Here is an 18,236-nt window from a genome sequence, read left to right as displayed (position 1 = left end):
AAGAATCCCGCAAAAAAGCGGGATTTATTTTTTTATAACATTAGGTTTAGTTCTCAGAAAGATAAGTCCCGCAATAATAACTCCGGCTCCTGCAAACTGTAATGCAGTAAGCTTTTCGCCGTCCAGGATGCCCCAAATAATAGCAACAATCGGCATTAAGAGAGTAACCGTAGAAGCAAACAGAGGAGAGGAAACTTTCAGGAGACGGTAATTCATCATCATTGCCAGTCCGGTTCCGAAAATCGAAAGCAAGCTTACAAACATCAGCCCCGTCAGATGATCTTTATCAAGACTAAATGTTGAAAAAAATCCCGTAAAAGTAAGTGCAATCACGGAAGGCAAAAGCAATACAAATGCAAAGACAAATGCAGAAAGCACCGTAGAGGAAATATCCATTAATTTTGATTTTACCGTAGTTGTGCTTACTGCATAGCACAAAGTGGCCATTAACAGCAGCAAAATAGGAATCAGCTTAAAGGTCCCGCTTTCCGCATCTCCACCAAAAGCCAGAAGACAAACGCCGGTAAAGCTTATTAAAGTTCCTGTAATCTGCCGTCTTGTGGTTCCGAACTTCCATACCAATGCTCCCACGATGATCACAAAAATCGGCATCATCGAATTCACGATTCCGGCAATACTGCTGCTGACTTCTGTTTCCGCAATGGGAAAAAGAAACATCGGGATAAAATTTCCTGTAAAAGCGGCTAGCAAAAGCCATTTCAGATGTTTCCTGGGAAAAAGTTTGTACTTAGAGATGGCAATCGGCATCAGGATGATTCCGGCGATCAATACCCTTAAAGCACCCACCTGATAAGGACTGAAATGTTCCAGTGATTTTTTTATTAAAATAAAAGAAGATCCCCAGATCATGCTCAGGAGGATCAGGAGAATCCATTTTTCTCTATCAGTATTCATTATTTCTTTGTAAAATTTTCAGGAATTCCTGTTTGGGAATCATTCTTGCACCAAGACTTTCCAGATGTTCTGTGTGGGATTGGCAGTCGATGAGTTCCAGCTTGTTTTTATAGGTTTGGGCAAAATGGATAAATCCTGCTTTTGAGGCATTACTGACTTTTGAAAACATACTTTCTCCGCAGAAAACATTTCCGATCTGAAGGCCGTAAAAACCGCCCACCAGCTCTTCATTTTGCCACACTTCTATGCTTTTTGCCAGCCCATAATCATGAAGTTTGATGAAAGACTCCATAAGCTCGTCAGAGAGCCAGGTTCCTGACTGTCCTTTACGGCTGATATCCTGGCAGTTTTTAATGACTTCTCGGAAGTTTGTATTTTCTGTGAAGGTAAAAATCTTCCGGTCCAGTATTTTTTTCATGGATTTCGATACCTTTATTTCTTCAGGAAACAGTACAAATCTCGGATCGGGACACCACCAGAGAATTTCTTCGCCAGGATTAAACCAAGGAAAAATACCCAGCTGATATGCAAACCAGATTCTTTCTACAGACAGGTCGCCTCCAAAAGCAATTACGCCCTCGTGGCCGTCATATAGTTCCGGATCAGGAAAAGAAATCTCATTTTCGTCTAGTCGAATCATTTTTCAGGAAAAAAAATCCCACTTGAGAAAGCAGGATTTGTATTTCAATTGTATTCTTTATTAAAAAGGCAAATCATCATCATCGTCTCCGGCGAAAGGGTTTTCATTGGAAACTGAAGATGCAGACTGGGAAGGTGAGGCCTGAGTAGGTTCTGAAGCATTGTCAGAAACTTTTTCCACTCTCCATCCTGTAATGGAATTGAAGTATTTCGTTTCACCTTGGGGAGAAACCCATTCTCTTCCTCTGATATTGATTCCAACTTTTACATTTTCGCCTTCTCTGAGATTATCTAATAAACTGATCTTATCAGACAAAAATTCTATGTTTATCGGCTGTGGATACTGCTCCTGGGTTAAAATAACCATTTCTCTTTTTTGGAAACCGCTCGCAAAAGTCTGAGCATCAAAAAGTTTCTTTACCGTTCCTTGTAATTCCATATCATATTAATTAACGATGTAAAAGTAATAAAATGAAATGTAATAAAACAGGTTGGGAATAAAAAATGTAAAAATTTTAATTTTTTCTGCGGAAAAGTTTGGAGATAAAAGAATTTATCCTATCTTTGCACCACTGAAAACGAGAGAAGATCATTAAAAATTCAGTAAAACAAAAACACGCGGATGTGGTGTAATTGGTAGCCACGCCAGACTTAGGATCTGGTGCCGAGAGGCGTGGGGGTTCGAGTCCCTTCATCCGCACAGTTTGCGAAAATAGCTCAGCTGGTAGAGCACAACCTTGCCAAGGTTGGGGTCGCGGGTTCGAATCCCGTTTTTCGCTCCACGCCTGCCCTGGTGGTGGAACTGGTAGACACGCAGGACTTAAAATCCTGTGCCTCTTTTGGCGTGCGGGTTCAAGTCCCGCCTGGGGTACTAGCTGAAAATCAGCATACAGCTCTCTTTTTTAAGAGAGCTTTTTTTATGCCTTTACAATCAAGGTACACCATTCCCGTTTTTATCCATAACAATACCTTTTTCAGTTCTCAAAACAGTATTCTTCACCTATTTCTTTAATTACCTTTAAATATTAATATTCTGGATCTTATGTAGTTAATTGCAATTTCACAAAGATCAAATGACTGTAATTTTCAATTTTTAAAATAAATGAACGTTGTTCAAAAAAAATATTTATATTTGCTTCAATATTTGATGTATGAGTGTTGCCGACAGAAAAGCTAAAGAAAAAGAAGCATTGAAAGAATTAATTCTGAAAGGAGCAAAAAAGCTTTTTTTAGAAAAAGGTATTGAGCAGACTACCATACGGAATATTGCGGAGGAAATCCATTACAGTGTAGGTACCGTTTATGTTTATTTCAAAGATAAGAATGCTATTTTGCACGATTTGCACTCAATTGGCTTTCAGCAATTGCGGGGATACTTTCAGGAGTTATTTTTAATTAAGGATCCGATGGAGCGCCTCAAAAAAATGGGTGTGATTTACATAAAATTTGCTGTGGAAAATCAGGAAATGTATGACTTGATGTTTAATGTCAAAGCTCCGATGGAGTTTATTGAAAATTCTGAAAAAGAAGAATGGAACGAAGGCTCAGCGACTTTCAGCACGCTTAAAGAAACGGTAGATGAGTGCATCAAAAAAGGACATTTTGCCGGACACTCACTGGAGCCGTTGTCCTTTATGATCTGGAGTCTTGTACACGGAATGTGCTGTCTGGAAATCAGGCATAGAACGAAGGGAGTGAAGTTTTCCGATTCCGGCTCAATACTTTTAAGCGGCTATGGGGAGTTCATTAAAATTCTGGAAAAATTATAAATTATTTTTTTTGTTCAATATTTTGAACATAGTTCATTAAATAAACACTGTTATGTTATGAAAATTAAATTATTTATCTATTTCATTTTTGCTTTACAAGTAATTCACGCACAGCCGAAACTGGAATATTACATTAAAAAAGGGCTTGAAAATAATGAAATGATCAGGCAGCACAATTTTGATATTTCAAAAAGCATGTGGGCATTAAAGGAAGCCAGGAGTCTGTTTTATCCTTCCGTATCCGTTAATGCCAGTTACACATTAGCTGATGGAGGCAGAACTGTTGATTTCCCTGTTGGAGACTTGTTAAATCCTGTGTACGGCAGTTTGAATCAGATCACTGGATCGGCTTCATTTCCGAGCGTTCAGAACCAGTCGATTCTTTTAAACCCAAACAACTTTTATGATGTAAAAATTCATACAGTGATGCCAATCATCAATTATGAAATTATTTACAATAAGAAAATAAAAAATCAGCAAAAGGAAATTCAAGAAATTGAACTTGAGATTTATAAAAGGGAACTGGTGAAAGATATAAAAATTGGATATTACAAATATCTGCAGTCACTGGAAGCAGTAAAGATTTATGAAGAAGCCCTGAAATTAACTTTAGAAAACCAAAGAGTAAACCAGTCATTATTCAACAATGGTAAGATTAACCGGACGGCTGTTTTGCGAAGTGAAAACGAAGTAAAACGAATGCAGGCCAGTTTGTCAGAAGCAAAATCTGCCGCTAAAAATGCGCAGGCTTATTTTAATTTCTTGCTTAATCGGCCTTTAACAGAGGAAATCGAAACGGAAGCATTTTACGAAAATATCCCAGAAACTATCGAAACAGAAAATACACAATCACGCGAAGAGCTGAGAAAATTGAAGACCGCAACTGAAATTAATGCTTCCCTCTCAAAAATGACACAGTCTAATTGGTTCCCGAAACTGAATGCTTTTGTAGATGTTGGATACCAGGATTTTGATTTCCAGGCTGATAAACAGTCCCGATATTACTTTGGCGGAATTTCATTAGAGTGGTCACTATTTTCAGGCAACAAAAACAAGTTTAAACTTAAACAGATAGAAGACGAAAGTAAAAAACTGATTTTGCAGACCGACAACGTAAAACAGCAGTTACAGCTACAGTACCAAACGGCAAAAAATAATTTCCTGGCAAAAGCTGAAGTTTATAAGGCAGAGAAAGACCAAAATAAATCTGCTTCCAAGTTCAACGAAGATATTTATAAACTGTACAAACAAGGGCAGGCAATTTATATAGAGCTTTTAGATGCTCAAAATCAATATATTAATTCTTTACTAAATACCAACATTGCGCTTTATAATGCCTGGATTTCCTATGCGGAATTAGAGAGAGCCAATGCAGGATATATCTTTAAATTTTAAAATTTCACAAATGAAAACAATTAAAAACGTTGTACTTTTTGCGGTAATGACAGTAATGTCGTGTGCAGATAAGAAGAATGTTGAAACAAACGAAACCGAAATTATCGGGGTGAAACTTTTTGAGATCCAACACCAAAAAAATGGTAGTGATATTGAAACGAGCGGTTTGATTACAACAGAAAACGAGAGTAAATTATCGTTCAAAATTGGCGGAGTCATAGATAAGATCTTCGTGAAAGAGGGGCAGTCATTCAAATCAGGTCAATTACTGGCTACCTTAAACCAGACTGAGATTGAAGCACAGGTCATCCAGGCAAGACTTGCCGTAGAAAAAAGCAAGCGTGATTTTGCCAGGGTCAGAAATCTATACAAAGACAGCGTTGCAACTCTAGAGCAGCTTCAGAACACTAAAACAGGACTTGAGATTTCTGAGAAAGCTCTTGAACAAGCCAATTTCAACAGAAGATATGCCTGCATCTATGCAACATCTTCTGGCTTTATCAGCAAAAAAACAGCAAATGAAGGCGAAATCATACAGGGTGGAAGCCCGGTTTTTATCGTCAATGAAAATAATAATCAAAAAAACTGGATTGTAAAAGTTGGTGTTTCTGAAAAAGACTGGTTAAAGATTAGACAAAACAATTCGTGCCGCATCCTTTCCAATGATAATCAATTTAACGGAATTATTTCTCAAAAAAGTCAGGCAATTGATGCAGGTTCAGGAACATTCCTGGTGGAAATTAAAATCTTGAACCCCACCAATAATCTTGCTGTAGGAATGTTTGCTAAAGTTATGATCAGGTCTTCAGATATAGGAAAAACCACCGCCATTCCTTATGATGCAGTCATCGAAGCCAATGGAAAAAATGCTTTTGTTTTTATTCCGAATTCCAAAAGTTCCGTAAAGAAAATACCCATTGTAATAGAAAGTTTCAGCGATAAAGAAGTGCTGGTAGCCAGTGGATTGGAAAACCAGAAGAATATCATAGTAGGAAATTCTCCTTTTCTTAATGAAAATTCAAAAATTAAAATTTTAAAATAAGCCGTAATGAATATCACCAATTTTGCAGTAAAAAATTATCAGTTTACTATTGTGGCTTTTATAATGGCTGCTGTTGTCGGTGCGGTAACGTTATTTACAATGCCAAGAGCAGAAGATCCGCAGATTAATCCGCCTTCGTTTCCGATTGTTGTTGTATATCCCGGAACAGGCCCGAAGGATATGGAGGAACTGGTGGTGAAACCCATTGAGAATAAGCTTTATGAGCTTGATAATGTCGATAAAATTTTTACTTCCATTCAGGATGGACTGGCCGTTATTCAGATTGATTTTAAGTACGGTGAGGAAGTGGATAAAAAATATCAGGAAGTCATCCGGGAAGTGAATAATCTAAAAAGTGAACTGCCAGAGGACATTTATAAAATTGACATCAGGAAAGTAGATCCCTCTGACGTAAATATCCTGCAGGCTGCTTTGGTATCTGAGAATGTTTCTTATAAAAAGCTTAAAGATTTAGGAGATGATTTAAAAGAGAAATTACAGAAAGTAAAAGAATTAAAAAAAGTAAAAGTTTCGGGCACACCGGAAGAAATCATAAGAATTGATCTGAAATTAGATAAAATTGCTGAACTGAAAATTCCTTTGAACATAATTATGGGAAGCCTTCAAAGTGAAGCTTTAAATATTCCCGGCGGAAACCTCACAGCAGGAACAAAATCATTCAATGTTAAAACGAGCGGAAAATTCACCGGAATTCAGGATATTGAAAACACGGTTATCTTTAATGGCAACGGTAAGATTATCACCTTAAAAGAGGTTGCAAAGGTTGACTATAAATTAGAGGAAGAAAAGCATATTACACGTATTAACGGGCATCGTTGTATACTGGTAACAGCGGCTCAGAAACAGGGTTCTAATATAAGTGCCAATCAAAAACAGGTTTTACCGGTTCTGGCAGAATTTGAAAAAAGTCTTCCCGGAAATGTACAGCTGATAAAAAACTTTGATCAGGCAGAGAATGTTTCATTGCGTCTGTCGGGTTTAGTAGCAGATTTTTTGATCGCGTTGGGATTGGTTTTTGTCACATTGCTGCCTTTAGGAAACCGCGCCTCAGTCATTGTAATGATTGCGATCCCGCTCTCACTGGCATTAGGATTAATTGGCCTGAATACTTTCGGTTTTTCATTAAATCAGTTGAGTATTGTCGGGCTGGTGGTTTCATTAGGCCTTCTGGTAGATGACAGCATTGTTGTAGTAGAAAATATAGAACGTTATCTCCGGGAAGGTTATAGCAAAAAAGAAGCCGCCATAAAAGCCACAAAACAGATAACATTAGCCGTAATAGGCTGTACGGCAACACTTATCATCGCATTTTTACCGCTCTTGTTTCTTCCCGCTGGCCCGGGTGAATTTATCAGGGGTCTGCCCGTGGCAGTAATTACCAGTATTGTTGCTTCTATGATTGTTTCATTGACTTTGGTGCCATTTTTAGGAAGCAGAATATTAAAAGAACATGAAAGCGGCGAAGGAAATATGTTTCTTCAATTTTTACAGAGACTGATTAAAAGTACATATTCAAAGTTAATGCATGCAGCATTATCAAAACCATTAGTTACCTTGCTGGTTACAGCCGTTTTGTTTTTAGGTTCTGCAGCTTTATTTCCGGTGGTTGGCTTTAAACTTTTTCCCACTTCAGAAAAACCTATTTTTTTAATGAATATAAGAATGCCGCTTCAGACCAACATCGAAGAAAGCAAAAGAATCACAAAAGTCGTCGAAGACCGTCTTGCGGAAAACAAGGAGATTGTTTTTTATACCTCGAATATCGGAAAAGGAAATCCACAAATTTACTATAACGTGCCTCAACAGGAAGAGAAAAGTGATTTTGCACAGATATTCATACAGTTAGATGAAAAATCCAAGCCGGTAACTAAAAATCAAATTATAAAAAAACTGAGAAATCAGTTCCAGGATTTTCCTTTGGCAAAAGTAGAAATCAAAGATTTTGAACAGGGGCCGCCTATAGAAGCGCCTATTTCAATAAGGGTTTTTGGGGATAATTTAGATACTCTTCGCGCACTTTCCTTCAGGGTTGAGCATATATTAAAATCAAATCCGGGAGCAATTTATGTAAACAACGAATTAAACACTTTAAAAACGGATATTAAAGTGAATATCAACCGTGAGAAAGCGAGAACATTCGGAGTTTTAACCGCCGATATCGACAGAACAGTCAGATTAGCCGTTGCCGGAATCCAGATGGGAACTTACACCGATGATAACGGAGATGATTACGACATCATCATCAATACTCCCAAAGAAAATACAACCACTCTGAATATCTTAAAAAATATTTTCATAAATAATGCATCAGGAGCAGCCATTCCTCTGGAACAGCTTGCAGATATTGAATTTGTAACTTCTCCCAACAGCATCAATCATTTTGATAAAAACAGATTTATAAAAATCACCGCTTCTACTAAAGACGGAGTTCTTGCAAATGATGTTTTAAATAATGTAATTCCAAAATTAAATGGCTTAAGAATGCCGGAAAGATATTATTATAAGCTGGCCGGAGAGGCAGAGAGCGAAGGTGATGCATTTGGCGGTTCTTTTGTAACGGTAATCATTCTCACGGTGTTTCTCTTTATAGCAGTTCTCATTCTGCAGTTTAAGACTTTTAAAGGGATTATTATTGTTCTTTCAGTATTGCCTTTGGGTGTGATAGGGGGGATTTCGATGCTGTATTTCTCTCATAATCCTATGTCGTTTATAGCCATTGTAGGATTTATTGGCTTGGCAGGAATTGAAGTGAAAAACTCGATTTTACTGGTTGATTTCACGAATCAGCTGCGTTTAGAAGGTTTACCTCTGGAAGAAGCCATTGAAAAGGCGGGTGAAATAAGATTCCTTCCGGTACTGCTTACTTCACTTACTGCTATCGGCGGCTTGATTCCTTTGGCATTAAACACCAATCCCCTGATTTCACCATTGGCACTGGTGCTTATTGGCGGATTGATAAGCTCAACTCTTTTATCCCGTATTGTAACTCCGGTTATGTATAAACTTATTCCGCCTAAACTTTAAATTAAAAAACTTTAAATAATAAACAAATGCAGAAAATTATTTTTATGATGCTGTTATGCATCGGAATGATCAACACATCAACGGCACAGGCCAAAGCAGACGCCATCATCGGTGAATGGGTAAATGAGAAAAAAGACGCAAGGTTTCAAATCTTTAAAAAAGATAACCAGTTTTTCGGGAAAATTATCTGGGGAACGGGTGAAGAAACCAAAGACGTTAAAAATCCCGATATCCGGTTAAGAAACAGGGATATTGTTGGACTTATTATTTTAAAAAACTTTGTATTCGATGGTGATGACACCTGGGAAAAAGGAACCATTTATGACCCGAGAGAAGGAAAAACATATGCCTGCAAAATCGTATTTAAAACAAAAGACAAGATCAGCGTCAGAGGTTTTATAGGAATTTCAATGTTTGGCAGAACCGAAATATGGACTAAAGTTAAATAATCACAATATGGAAAATTACATCTTAATAACCGGCGCAACTTCAGGAATTGGCTATGAAATGGCTAAAATACTGGCTGAAAAAAAACACAATCTTATTCTGGTGGCCCGCAATTCTGAACGGCTGCAGAGCATAAAAGAAAAGTTCAATACGAAATACGGCATCAAAGTTATTATTTTTAGAAAAGATCTTTCCATGGCTTATAATGCGGAGGCGCTCTATCAGGAAATTAAGAAAGCTGATGTACAGGTAGATTATGTCATTAATAATGCAGGAATCGGAAATTACGGGCAATTTACAGACACTTCTTTGCAGGAAGAATTGAATATGATAGAACTGAACATTACTTCCTTAGTCGTTTTAACTAAATTATTTTCACAGGATATGGTTCAGAGAGGTAACGGTACTGTAATGAATGTCGCTTCGCTGCTCTCATATTTACCTTTCCCGTATTACTCTGTGTATTCTGCAACAAAAGCTTTTGTACTGGCGTTTTCCGAAACGGTAAATGCCGAGTTGAAAGAAAGCGGCGTAATGGTAAAAACTCTTTGTCCGGGTCCTGTCAATACGGCATTTACAACTCCAGAAATGGCTACGACAAACGCTTATAAAACTAATAAACCCGTTGATCCCGCTTTTGTAGCAAGTGAAGGAATTAAACTATTGTTCAGTAAAAAATCAAAAAAAATCGTTGGCTTTAACAACTGGTTTATATCAAACCTTCCGAGAATAACTCCTGACTTTATTATGATGAAAATCAAAAAACATTTGGCAGGTCAGACTAAATAAAAGGCATCCCTGATATAATTTCAAGTGGAAAGAGTTAAAAAAAGCGAAACACAAAACAGAATATTGTATAAATTTGGACGTCATCATCGATGATAAAACTCAGATAATTACAAATAATGGAAAAAGAATTATTAAAAATTGCATCAGATGCTTTGAAAAAAGCAGCTTTAAATGAAGAAGCTAAAAATTTCGTTCTTCAAAACAAAAAGCTTTTTGAGACTTTAAAAAAGGCTGCTAACCGCTACATTGGCGGAGAAACTATTACAGAAGCTGTTTCAGCCATCAAAAAACTCAATGAAAACGGGTTTGCTGTTACCACAGACTTTATGGGCGAAAGCATCAGAAACGAAAAAGAGGCAAATGAAGCAGCTTATGAATTTGTAAACTTTGCAAAAACAATAAAGTCAGAAAATTTAAACTCTTCAATTTCTTTAGACTTGTCTCACATAGGGCTTTTGGTTTCCAAAGACCTCACCATCAACAACCTGAAACGTATTTGTAAAGAAGCTCAGATAAGCAGTCAGGAAGTAATCATTAGCATGGAAGGAACCGACCGCACCGATATGATTATTGACATTTATAAGGAAGTTTTAAAAACAAATTCCAATTTAGGCATTACTTTACAGGCATATCTTCACCGAACAAAATCTGATTTTGAAAATCTGATAAAGCTTTCCGGCAGTATCAGACTGGTTAAAGGTGCTTATGATACGCCAAAAGGGCTTTCTATTCCAAGAGGAGAAGAACTTGATGATATTTACCTGAATTATGCAGAACAGCTTCTGGCAAATAATCATCCGTGCGCTATTGCTTCACACGACAGTAAAGTACATGATAAAACTATTGAATTAATAGATAAATATTCTCCTACAAATTATGTCCTGGAAAGACTTCTTGGAATTTGTAATGAAGAACTGCTTACCTATAAGGATAAAGGCTACCTATGCAGGATCTACGTGGTTTACGGTAAAGAATGGTACTTGTATTTATGCAACCGTTGGGCAGAATATCCGCTTAATCTTTTCAGAGGTCTTGCTGATATTGTTCAGTGAAAGCCAGATGATGAAGGATATACAGCTCTCTTTTTTAAGAGGGCTTTTTTATGCCTTAAAATTTAAGTTGCGATGTAACAAAATAATATTGATTTATTAATAACATTTTCCCAATCTTACGATTGATATCCCGGCAATTTTTCTAATTTGGTAGAAGAATCTTTCGATAAGTCTCAGGTCCTGGGTTACCATTTCAGTATTTCCTTTCAGTTCTTTGTCGAAGGGAGAGTTTATTGCAGTATATTTTCAAGTCTTTGGGTAGGCTACAGTATTTATGTTTTTGAATTAAAATGTTAAAAATTACTTCGACGATTTATTATAGAAGTTCTAACTCCTCAGAAAGTGGGACTAAAGAAATAATATATTCTCTTTCCTCTGAACTTGTCGAAGGATCCATGAAATTCCTTATTTAGCTCAATCTGTTTTACCTGCCGAACATCAAATTTTCGTAGAGGATTTGTATATTTCTTTAAGAAATGTCAGAATTGTTCTTCGTTCAAAAAAACTGAACAAAGAAATAAACTATTTGTTAAGATTACAAATCAAAGATTTTTATCAGGGAAAACGAAGTATAAAATGGCATTAAAAATAAAATACATTCAAATATGACGTAATATCTGTATGGTCTAAACGTAAGTTAACAGAAACAGCAATCTTCACTTCACGATCTTTTTTTTATTTTTGTATAATTCCTTATGCTTATGAAAAAGATTATTCTCATTGAAGACGAAACAGGCGTAGTGTCCTTTATCAAAAAAGGGCTTCAGGAAAACGGGTACGAAGTTTCTGTAGCTTTTGACGGGAAAACGGGTATTCAGCTTGTACAGTCCAATGATTTTGATCTGGTGATTCTGGATATCATGCTTCCGGAAATGAATGGATTGGACGTCTGCAAAGAAATCCGGAAAACCAACTCTCATGTTCCTATTCTTTTCCTTACAGCTTTGGGAACTTCAGAAAATATTGTCCTGGGACTGGAAAGCGGTGGAGATGACTATCTTGTAAAGCCCTTCAAATTTATCGAATTGGTTGCCCGCATAAAATCACTCCTGCGGAGAAGCAACAACGGCAACACCCCGGAAATTACAGAACCGGAAGCAGACCAGGAATATATCTACCAGTTTTCTGACCTCATACTCAATGATTATACCAAAAAAGTGACCCGAAGCGGAGAAGAAATTTCCCTTACCTCAACAGAGTACAAGCTGCTGCTTTATTTTTTGAATAATCCGGAAAAAGTAATCTCCAGGCCGGAAATCCTGGATGCAGTATGGGGCGTGAATTATGAACTGGGAACCAATGTGGTAGATGTATACGTTAATTACCTCAGGAAAAAGCTGGATCAGCAGGAAGATAACAAACTGATTCATACCGTTATCGGAATGGGATATGTTTTAAAAAAACCATAAAAGGATGTTCAATAAAGTCATCACCAACCAAACAAAGACCATGGTTCTTCTGATGCTGGTTTTTACAGCTATTATCCTGCTGTTTAGCGGCCTGGTGTATTTTTCTATCGTAAATTTTTCCCATCAGAGATTTTATGAACTGTTAAAAATCCGGACCACCACCATCATACAGGTAGAAAAAAGCAAAGATGATCTGGATCTTCCGGAAAACTACATTCTGAATGGCCTGAACGACGAAGAGCTGCCCATGGAAAGAGATTACGTTTTCGCAGTTCCCGTTGACTCCAATTTCAGTAAAATATCACAGGAAATCCATATTCCGGCATCTTTTTTCAGGAACATCGTCAAAGAGGGAGAGGCCAATTATAATGATAAAGAGTTTTATTATATAGGCCAGACCTTCCGCCATGATGATAAAAACTATATTGCCATTGCTTCGGCAAAAAACCACTACGTTGTTTACTATCTGGGGTTTCTCAAAAGAACATTGATAACCTGTATCGTATTGTCGCTGTTTTTCAGCATGATTTTTTCTTTTTATCTGTCTAAAACACTGTTTAAACCTATCCTTAAAATTACAGGAAAGGTAAAAGAGATAAGCTCCGAAAACCTTCATCTTCGGCTGGAACCTCAACCCGACAATAAAGAACTAAACGAATTGGTGGATACCTTCAACGATATGCTGAACCGTATCGAAACCTCCTTTGAAACCCAGAACCATCTCATCGGAAATGTATCGCATGAATTGAGAACACCTTTGACATCCATTATGGGGGAGGCGGATGTAGCCCTTTCCATCTCAAGAACCAATGCTGAATACAAAGAAACTTTAGGAATTATCCTGGATGAAGCCGAAAAGCTTGATAAAAAGATCAAAGCGTTGCTCATGATCGCCCAGACAGGATTTGACGGGAAGATCCAGAAAATGGATAAGGTAAGGATGGATCAGCTTCTTTGGGATGTTATCGAAACATTGCGGAAGATCGATTCAAGAAATAATATTTATCTTGACATCAGTATGCTTCCCGATAATCCCAAAAAATTAAAAGTTCAGGGTAATGAGCAGCTGCTTCACCTTGCCGTTACCAATATCATCCAGAACGGGTGTAAATATTCGGATTTTCAGCAGGTAAAAGTCTCTTTGGGAGCAACGGATACCGATGTTTATATTATCGTTAAAGATTACGGAATCGGTATTCCTCAGGAAGAAATGAATAAAATCTATGATCCTTTTTTCAGAGCGTCCAATACAAAAAATTATGAAGGCTACGGGATTGGCCTTCCTTTGGCCAGAAATATCGTAAGAATGCACCATGGCGAGCTCATCGTAAGCTCTTACGAAAATCAGGGGACAACCGTACAGCTTAGGTTCCCGAACTTCTACAGTAGTCTGCAGGAAAGCAACCGGGAAATTTAATGAAACTCTTTAATCATAAAAAAACCAATCTCAGCGAGATTGGTTTCTTCTTTATTTAAAATTGAATTTTACGGTAAACATTACCTGGCTTGGCCGGAGAAGAATTCTCGTGGCGGTTATTCTGGTAGGATCAATTTCAAAGTTTTCATATACTTTTTTATTCGCTATGTTCATCCATTTCAACTCAAAATCAATTTTCTTTTTGGCCCAGGTAAACTGGTAAGAAACATCATAGAATCCATTACGGTATTTTTTATTCGGTGTGTTTGTATCGGTCTGATCCCAAGTGAACCCGACAGTATGGTTTTCGATAGGATAGAAGAACAATGCAAGATTGTGATTAAATCCTGTTGTTTTAGCATTTGTAATGACTTCTCCTTTACTGGTTTGCTTGGTGCTTGTAATACGGGCATTGTAATCTATGCTCATCCAGCTGAAATAGGTATTGTTGAATTTGATCCCAAATGACTGCCCTGTATTTTTATTGGTATATGACAGGCTATCCAGGATGGCGTCTGATTTCGTGGTATTATTGCTGTAGCTCAAAGAAGCATTGGTTTTAAATTTAGGAAAATATTTCCCGATCTCAGCACTGTAGCCGTTAGTGAGAACATGGTTATCCCTTTCAATATAACTCGTAACAGTATATCCTGAAACAATGGTGGGATTGGAGAGTAAGTTCCTTTTGGCGTCTGAAAATCTATAATTCACGTTAAAGAATATATTATTCAGAGGGTTTCTGTATTCCAATCTTGTACCTGCAGATTTGTTGTTATTCTGTGGGATAGGATTCTTAGGATCCATCGCAATGATTCCCGCAGGGGAAGTCATTAGAAAGCCTGCATAAGCTGTGTTGATCTCACCAAAATTATTATTGATATTGGCATTTACTGAGGCCTTCCAGAATGATGCAAAAGTATATTGTGCAAAAACACTTGGCTCGAAGGTTACTTTATTTACTTCTCTTAATACTGATCTTTGAGGGTCTTCCGCTTTTATATTATTAGAATTTGCCGGAAAATTAGCATATAGCATCCACGAATCGTTTTTGTAATTTACACCTACACTGGCATACGGTGTTGCGGTTGTATAATTAAGATCATTGCCATATTGAGATAACGGTGCAACGCCATCAGAGGTAATATTTGACAAATCTGAATCCAAATGTGTTGATTTAAAATTAAATCCTACTTCCGGAGTGAATGTCCATCCTTTCGTAGAGAATCCGATATTCGCAGAATGATTGGCTTCAAACGTTTTTAACCTTAAATATTGATTAACAGAACTGCTTGAAAAATTAGGAGTAAACCCCGGAATATCAAGATACGAAGAAGGAGAAACGCTCAGATCTTGTCTGTCTGTCTGATAACTGATGTATGACAACACATTCACCATTTTTTCTTTCCATGGAACAATTGTGCTTAAAGAGTTCTGGAATGAAGTAGTTGGAGACTCCAGCGCCTCTTCACCATGTCTTTGGATCCCTTTTTTGCCGTCTCTTCTATCTACAATACCTCTGTCTGCATTCCAGTATTGGGAAAAACTTGTAGTATTCTTAAAGAATCCTTTTTTTGCATTCTTTGTAAATATTAATTCTCCTTTTGCTTTATCTGTATAAAAATTATTAAAAATATTCAGATTATTAGACGTTCCGTTGAAGAATGTCGTTTGGGAGGTAGATTCTCTTTCTACCGCATTATTCGTATAATTGGCATTGGCTTTCAGTTCCCATTCTTTCTTTTTGTCAATATTGGTAAGATAGTTGGCAGATAGATAATGTACATTATTCATCAGGTACCTTTTCACCGGAAGATTAGGGATGCTTGCATTTTCTACGTTCAGCCAGTCATTTTGGGAAGCATTGATTCTTCTTCCTTCAAACCTGTTTCCGAAAGCAAGGATGTTTCCCTCATTTTCTACCTGCTCACCCATGTTGTTGGTCTTATAATTCACTACCCACTGGCTTTTCTGCCCGAAGAACATGGGCGTAAGCTTTACATTCCAGAGCCAGGGATCTCCGAAGCCGGTACCTACTTCACCCCGTCCCGTCATCGTAACGGAATTTTTCAGCTTGATATTGATGGCTGCCTGGTCTGAAGGTACTTTATCCTGAAGAATTTTCACAGGCTGGTGATTCTCTAGAACTTCAACTTTTTGTACGGCATCCTTCGGAAGCGAGTTGTTGATGGTTCCGTAACCGCCTTCCATGAGGTCTTTTCCGTTAACATAAAACTTATTGATGGCATTACCCTGATAGAGAATAGTTCCGTCTGTATTTACTTCAATACCCGGAATTTTCTTCATAACGTCGGCCAGGGTTCTGTCGCTTTTGCTGTCAAACGCTTTTAGGTCATAAGCAATGGTGTCGCCTCTTGCTGTGATCATTTTGGTTTTCAGCTGCACTTCTTTGATTTCCGTAGCCTCGCTTTCCATTTTGAAATTCATGGTCTGATCGCTGTTGCTGATCTGCTTGGTTAATGGCCTTTGGTTGAATGCCTTTACCTTAAGATCTACATTGGATTCTGCAGAGGTAAAGGTCACTTTGTATTCTCCTTTGGAATTGGTAATCGCATACGCAAGAATGGCATCTTTACCGGGTTCTTCTATCGTAACACTTGCGCTGGGAATTGCCACGCCGTCTTCATCCGTGATTTTTCCCGAAACCGTTTTCTGTGCGAAAGAAAATGTGGAAAATAAAATCATGAGGAATAAAGTAAGTTTCAATTTCATAATTTACTATTTGGTTAATTAGTTAGTCGCTAAGGCTTTTTGTTACACATATTAGAAAGATTGATATAAAACAAAAAGTTAAAAATGATTTTATCACTACAAATACAGGTATAATTTTGTTTTGAAGTTCTGTTTTTTATTGTATTCAGGTAAAGAAACTTTCTTTCATGCTATTGATTATTTGACTAAATGTATAAATTTGTAAAAACAGATTTAAATATGGGAGTAGGAACCAACCTGAAAAAACTTAGAAGCAAGACCAAACTTTCTCAGCAGGAAATTGCAGATATGCTTGGAGTAGACAGAAATACTTACACTAATTGGGAAAACGAAGCCACGGATATCAAATCCAGCTATATTCCTAAGCTGGCCGATATTTTTAATTTGAAAATTCAGATCTCTTTGATGATGGTCAGAAGTCATATGTAACAAATAATTTTGATACTAAAGATAGCTCAATTGGACAACAAGATTTCCAACAGGGAATCATTATCAATATCACAGATTCCGAAGCAGCAAAAGTAATCAGTTCCCAACTTGAAGAACTGATCAAAAGTCTGAAAAAATAAGTCGCTTTCTTTATCTAACATTTGTGTTTGGAGCCTTAGTTGTGGAGGCTCTTTTTTTATCTTTTTTAGGAAATGTGAATTTCAGGCTTGTAACAAACATTTTAAATTACTAAAAATAAAAAAATATTATTCAAAAGGTTTTAGTTCTATAGGATTATTGTACATTTTCTTCTTTTTATCATACACACTTTGCATTTCTTTTCTTAGTTCTTCTCCCATATCGGCGGGATAACCAGCAAGTGTAAATTCCATATTATATTTAGCCTGTAAATAATTCTTTTTGTTCATTAATTTATATCCGGAAAGATTAAAAGTAAATTCATCAGAATATTTTTCAACTTTAGTTGCAGTGAAATGATAATCATCCCTTATATCATATAACTCAAAAATTAATCCCGGCAATCCATTAAATTTATACGGACCTAAAGATTGTGTATACTCTCTCGAAAAATAAGCAATCCATCTTCTGCCATATTTATTGGTAGCTGCCATTTGGCATTTTACACCATTGATTATTTTGGTATCACTATATAAAACCCATTGTAACCGATCTACTTCTTCATATCTTATTTTAGAATCCATTATAAGGGTGAAGACAGTTGTTTTATTATCTGCTCTAATGATCCTTTCCTGAAAATAGTCACTAATTGATCGTGTATCAATTCCTACACTTTTATATTGTCCCGTATCATTTAGATAATTCTGTGCTGCTCCGAAATAGTAATCTTGAGAATTGCCAACCAGAAAAAATCGTTGATTGTGAAAATATTTTTCGCCTAACTGAAGCTTTGAATCATAAGTTACTCTAATGTTAGCATTAAATTTTATTCTTTGAGAAAGAATGACAGTAAAAAGCAATACAGCAAAAAAAGAAAAAATTTTTTTCATATATTTTGAATATTAAAGACAGGCAGAATTACTCTGCCCATCAATATTAATTTATGGATTAATAGTCACGTTTGGTCTAGTACCACATTCCGCTTCATTTATTGCAGCAATCGAATTAGCCATTTGGCTA

Annotated in this window: 15 protein-coding genes and 3 tRNA genes; 13 read left to right on the top strand and 5 right to left on the bottom strand. The window is 36.9% G+C overall.

Going from position 1 to position 18,236, the window contains the following annotated elements:
* Positions 1–24: 24 nt before the first annotated feature.
* The 3 genes from ACYT6F_RS05360 to ACYT6F_RS05350 are packed head-to-tail and all read right to left on the bottom strand — an operon-like array spanning position 25 to position 1,993.
* A complete protein-coding gene (locus ACYT6F_RS05360; RefSeq protein ID WP_472600216.1) occupies positions 25–915 on the bottom strand; it encodes a DMT family transporter in 891 nt (296 codons plus the stop codon).
* Complete coding sequence (aat, locus tag ACYT6F_RS05355) at positions 905–1,555, bottom strand: leucyl/phenylalanyl-tRNA--protein transferase (protein ID WP_472600215.1); 651 nt, start codon at positions 1,553–1,555, stop codon at positions 905–907. The genes ACYT6F_RS05360 and aat overlap by 11 nt, the downstream gene beginning before the upstream one ends.
* A gap of 60 nt (positions 1,556–1,615) precedes the next feature.
* Positions 1,616–1,993, bottom strand: a complete 378-nt coding sequence (locus tag ACYT6F_RS05350; RefSeq protein ID WP_169231615.1) for a DUF3127 domain-containing protein — start codon at positions 1,991–1,993, stop codon at positions 1,616–1,618.
* 179 nt (positions 1,994–2,172) lie between these two features.
* Between ACYT6F_RS05350 and ACYT6F_RS05345 the strand changes: the two genes are divergently transcribed.
* From ACYT6F_RS05345 to ACYT6F_RS05290, 12 genes are all read left to right on the top strand, one after another.
* A tRNA-Leu gene (locus tag ACYT6F_RS05345) sits at positions 2,173–2,254 on the top strand.
* Positions 2,255–2,260: 6 nt separating this feature from the next.
* Positions 2,261–2,336: transfer RNA gene (locus ACYT6F_RS05340), tRNA-Gly, on the top strand.
* A gap of 5 nt (positions 2,337–2,341) precedes the next feature.
* Positions 2,342–2,425 (top strand) — tRNA-Leu (locus ACYT6F_RS05335).
* Between the two features lie 280 nt (positions 2,426–2,705).
* Complete coding sequence (locus ACYT6F_RS05330; RefSeq protein WP_472600214.1) at positions 2,706–3,323, top strand: TetR/AcrR family transcriptional regulator; 618 nt, start codon at positions 2,706–2,708, stop codon at positions 3,321–3,323.
* Positions 3,324–3,380: 57 nt separating this feature from the next.
* Complete coding sequence (locus ACYT6F_RS05325; protein WP_472600213.1) at positions 3,381–4,718, top strand: TolC family protein; 1,338 nt, start codon at positions 3,381–3,383, stop codon at positions 4,716–4,718.
* Between the two features lie 10 nt (positions 4,719–4,728).
* Positions 4,729–5,760, top strand: coding sequence for an efflux RND transporter periplasmic adaptor subunit (locus ACYT6F_RS05320; protein WP_472600212.1), 1,032 nt, complete (start codon positions 4,729–4,731; stop codon positions 5,758–5,760).
* Between the two features lie 6 nt (positions 5,761–5,766).
* Positions 5,767–8,805 carry an efflux RND transporter permease subunit gene (locus tag ACYT6F_RS05315; protein ID WP_472600211.1) on the top strand — a complete coding sequence of 1,013 codons (3,039 nt, stop codon included), beginning with the start codon at positions 5,767–5,769 and terminating at the stop codon, positions 8,803–8,805.
* A 26-nt stretch (positions 8,806–8,831) separates the two neighbouring features.
* Positions 8,832–9,254 carry a DUF2147 domain-containing protein gene (locus tag ACYT6F_RS05310; protein ID WP_472600210.1) on the top strand — a complete coding sequence of 141 codons (423 nt, stop codon included), beginning with the start codon at positions 8,832–8,834 and terminating at the stop codon, positions 9,252–9,254.
* 7 nt (positions 9,255–9,261) lie between these two features.
* A complete protein-coding gene (locus ACYT6F_RS05305) occupies positions 9,262–10,041 on the top strand; it encodes an SDR family NAD(P)-dependent oxidoreductase (RefSeq protein ID WP_472600209.1) in 780 nt (259 codons plus the stop codon).
* A gap of 116 nt (positions 10,042–10,157) precedes the next feature.
* A complete protein-coding gene (locus tag ACYT6F_RS05300; protein ID WP_472600208.1) occupies positions 10,158–11,093 on the top strand; it encodes a proline dehydrogenase family protein in 936 nt (311 codons plus the stop codon).
* Between the two features lie 701 nt (positions 11,094–11,794).
* Positions 11,795–12,502 (top strand): response regulator transcription factor, encoded by a 708-nt coding sequence (locus ACYT6F_RS05295; protein WP_472600207.1) that lies wholly within the window; start codon positions 11,795–11,797, stop codon positions 12,500–12,502.
* 4 nt (positions 12,503–12,506) lie between these two features.
* On the top strand, positions 12,507–13,919 hold the full coding sequence (locus ACYT6F_RS05290; protein ID WP_472600206.1) for a sensor histidine kinase: 1,413 nt from the start codon (positions 12,507–12,509) through the stop codon (positions 13,917–13,919).
* A gap of 51 nt (positions 13,920–13,970) precedes the next feature.
* On the opposite strand, the gene ACYT6F_RS05285 is transcribed toward ACYT6F_RS05290, so the two are convergent.
* Positions 13,971–16,649, bottom strand: a complete 2,679-nt coding sequence (locus ACYT6F_RS05285; protein WP_472600205.1) for a carboxypeptidase regulatory-like domain-containing protein — start codon at positions 16,647–16,649, stop codon at positions 13,971–13,973.
* A gap of 189 nt (positions 16,650–16,838) precedes the next feature.
* Between ACYT6F_RS05285 and ACYT6F_RS05280 the strand changes: the two genes are divergently transcribed.
* Positions 16,839–17,078 (top strand): helix-turn-helix domain-containing protein, encoded by a 240-nt coding sequence (locus ACYT6F_RS05280; RefSeq protein WP_472600204.1) that lies wholly within the window; start codon positions 16,839–16,841, stop codon positions 17,076–17,078.
* A 266-nt stretch (positions 17,079–17,344) separates the two neighbouring features.
* Here ACYT6F_RS05280 and ACYT6F_RS05275 read toward each other — a convergent pair whose 3' ends face one another.
* Positions 17,345–18,106 carry a GLPGLI family protein gene (locus ACYT6F_RS05275; RefSeq protein ID WP_472600203.1) on the bottom strand — a complete coding sequence of 254 codons (762 nt, stop codon included), beginning with the start codon at positions 18,104–18,106 and terminating at the stop codon, positions 17,345–17,347.
* Positions 18,107–18,236: the final 130 nt, after the last annotated feature.

It is taken from the genome of Chryseobacterium sp. NG-CE01 (assembly GCF_055695505.1).
Note: the sequence above shows the minus strand (reverse complement) of the source record. Positions and strands in the feature narration are given on the sequence as shown.

Excerpts from the sequence above, each read along its gene's own strand:
- ACYT6F_RS05295 (WP_472600207.1), top strand. The coding sequence starts at position 11,795 with ATGAAAAAGATTATTCTCATTGAAGACGAAACAGGCGTAGTGTCCTTT.
- ACYT6F_RS05325 (WP_472600213.1), top strand. The coding sequence starts at position 3,381 with ATGAAAATTAAATTATTTATCTATTTCATTTTTGCTTTACAAGTAATT.
- ACYT6F_RS05350 (WP_169231615.1), bottom strand. The coding sequence starts at position 1,993 with ATGGAATTACAAGGAACGGTAAAGAAACTTTTTGATGCTCAGACTTTT.
- ACYT6F_RS05360 (WP_472600216.1), bottom strand. The coding sequence starts at position 915 with ATGAATACTGATAGAGAAAAATGGATTCTCCTGATCCTCCTGAGCATG.
- ACYT6F_RS05290 (WP_472600206.1), top strand. The coding sequence starts at position 12,507 with ATGTTCAATAAAGTCATCACCAACCAAACAAAGACCATGGTTCTTCTG.
- ACYT6F_RS05315 (WP_472600211.1), top strand. The coding sequence starts at position 5,767 with ATGAATATCACCAATTTTGCAGTAAAAAATTATCAGTTTACTATTGTG.
- ACYT6F_RS05320 (WP_472600212.1), top strand. The coding sequence starts at position 4,729 with ATGAAAACAATTAAAAACGTTGTACTTTTTGCGGTAATGACAGTAATG.
- ACYT6F_RS05310 (WP_472600210.1), top strand. The coding sequence starts at position 8,832 with ATGCAGAAAATTATTTTTATGATGCTGTTATGCATCGGAATGATCAAC.
- aat (WP_472600215.1), bottom strand. The coding sequence starts at position 1,555 with ATGATTCGACTAGACGAAAATGAGATTTCTTTTCCTGATCCGGAACTA.
- ACYT6F_RS05305 (WP_472600209.1), top strand. The coding sequence starts at position 9,262 with ATGGAAAATTACATCTTAATAACCGGCGCAACTTCAGGAATTGGCTAT.
- ACYT6F_RS05280 (WP_472600204.1), top strand. The coding sequence starts at position 16,839 with ATGTATAAATTTGTAAAAACAGATTTAAATATGGGAGTAGGAACCAAC.
- ACYT6F_RS05300 (WP_472600208.1), top strand. The coding sequence starts at position 10,158 with ATGGAAAAAGAATTATTAAAAATTGCATCAGATGCTTTGAAAAAAGCA.
- ACYT6F_RS05285 (WP_472600205.1), bottom strand. The coding sequence starts at position 16,649 with ATGAAATTGAAACTTACTTTATTCCTCATGATTTTATTTTCCACATTT.
- ACYT6F_RS05275 (WP_472600203.1), bottom strand. The coding sequence starts at position 18,106 with ATGAAAAAAATTTTTTCTTTTTTTGCTGTATTGCTTTTTACTGTCATT.
- ACYT6F_RS05330 (WP_472600214.1), top strand. The coding sequence starts at position 2,706 with ATGAGTGTTGCCGACAGAAAAGCTAAAGAAAAAGAAGCATTGAAAGAA.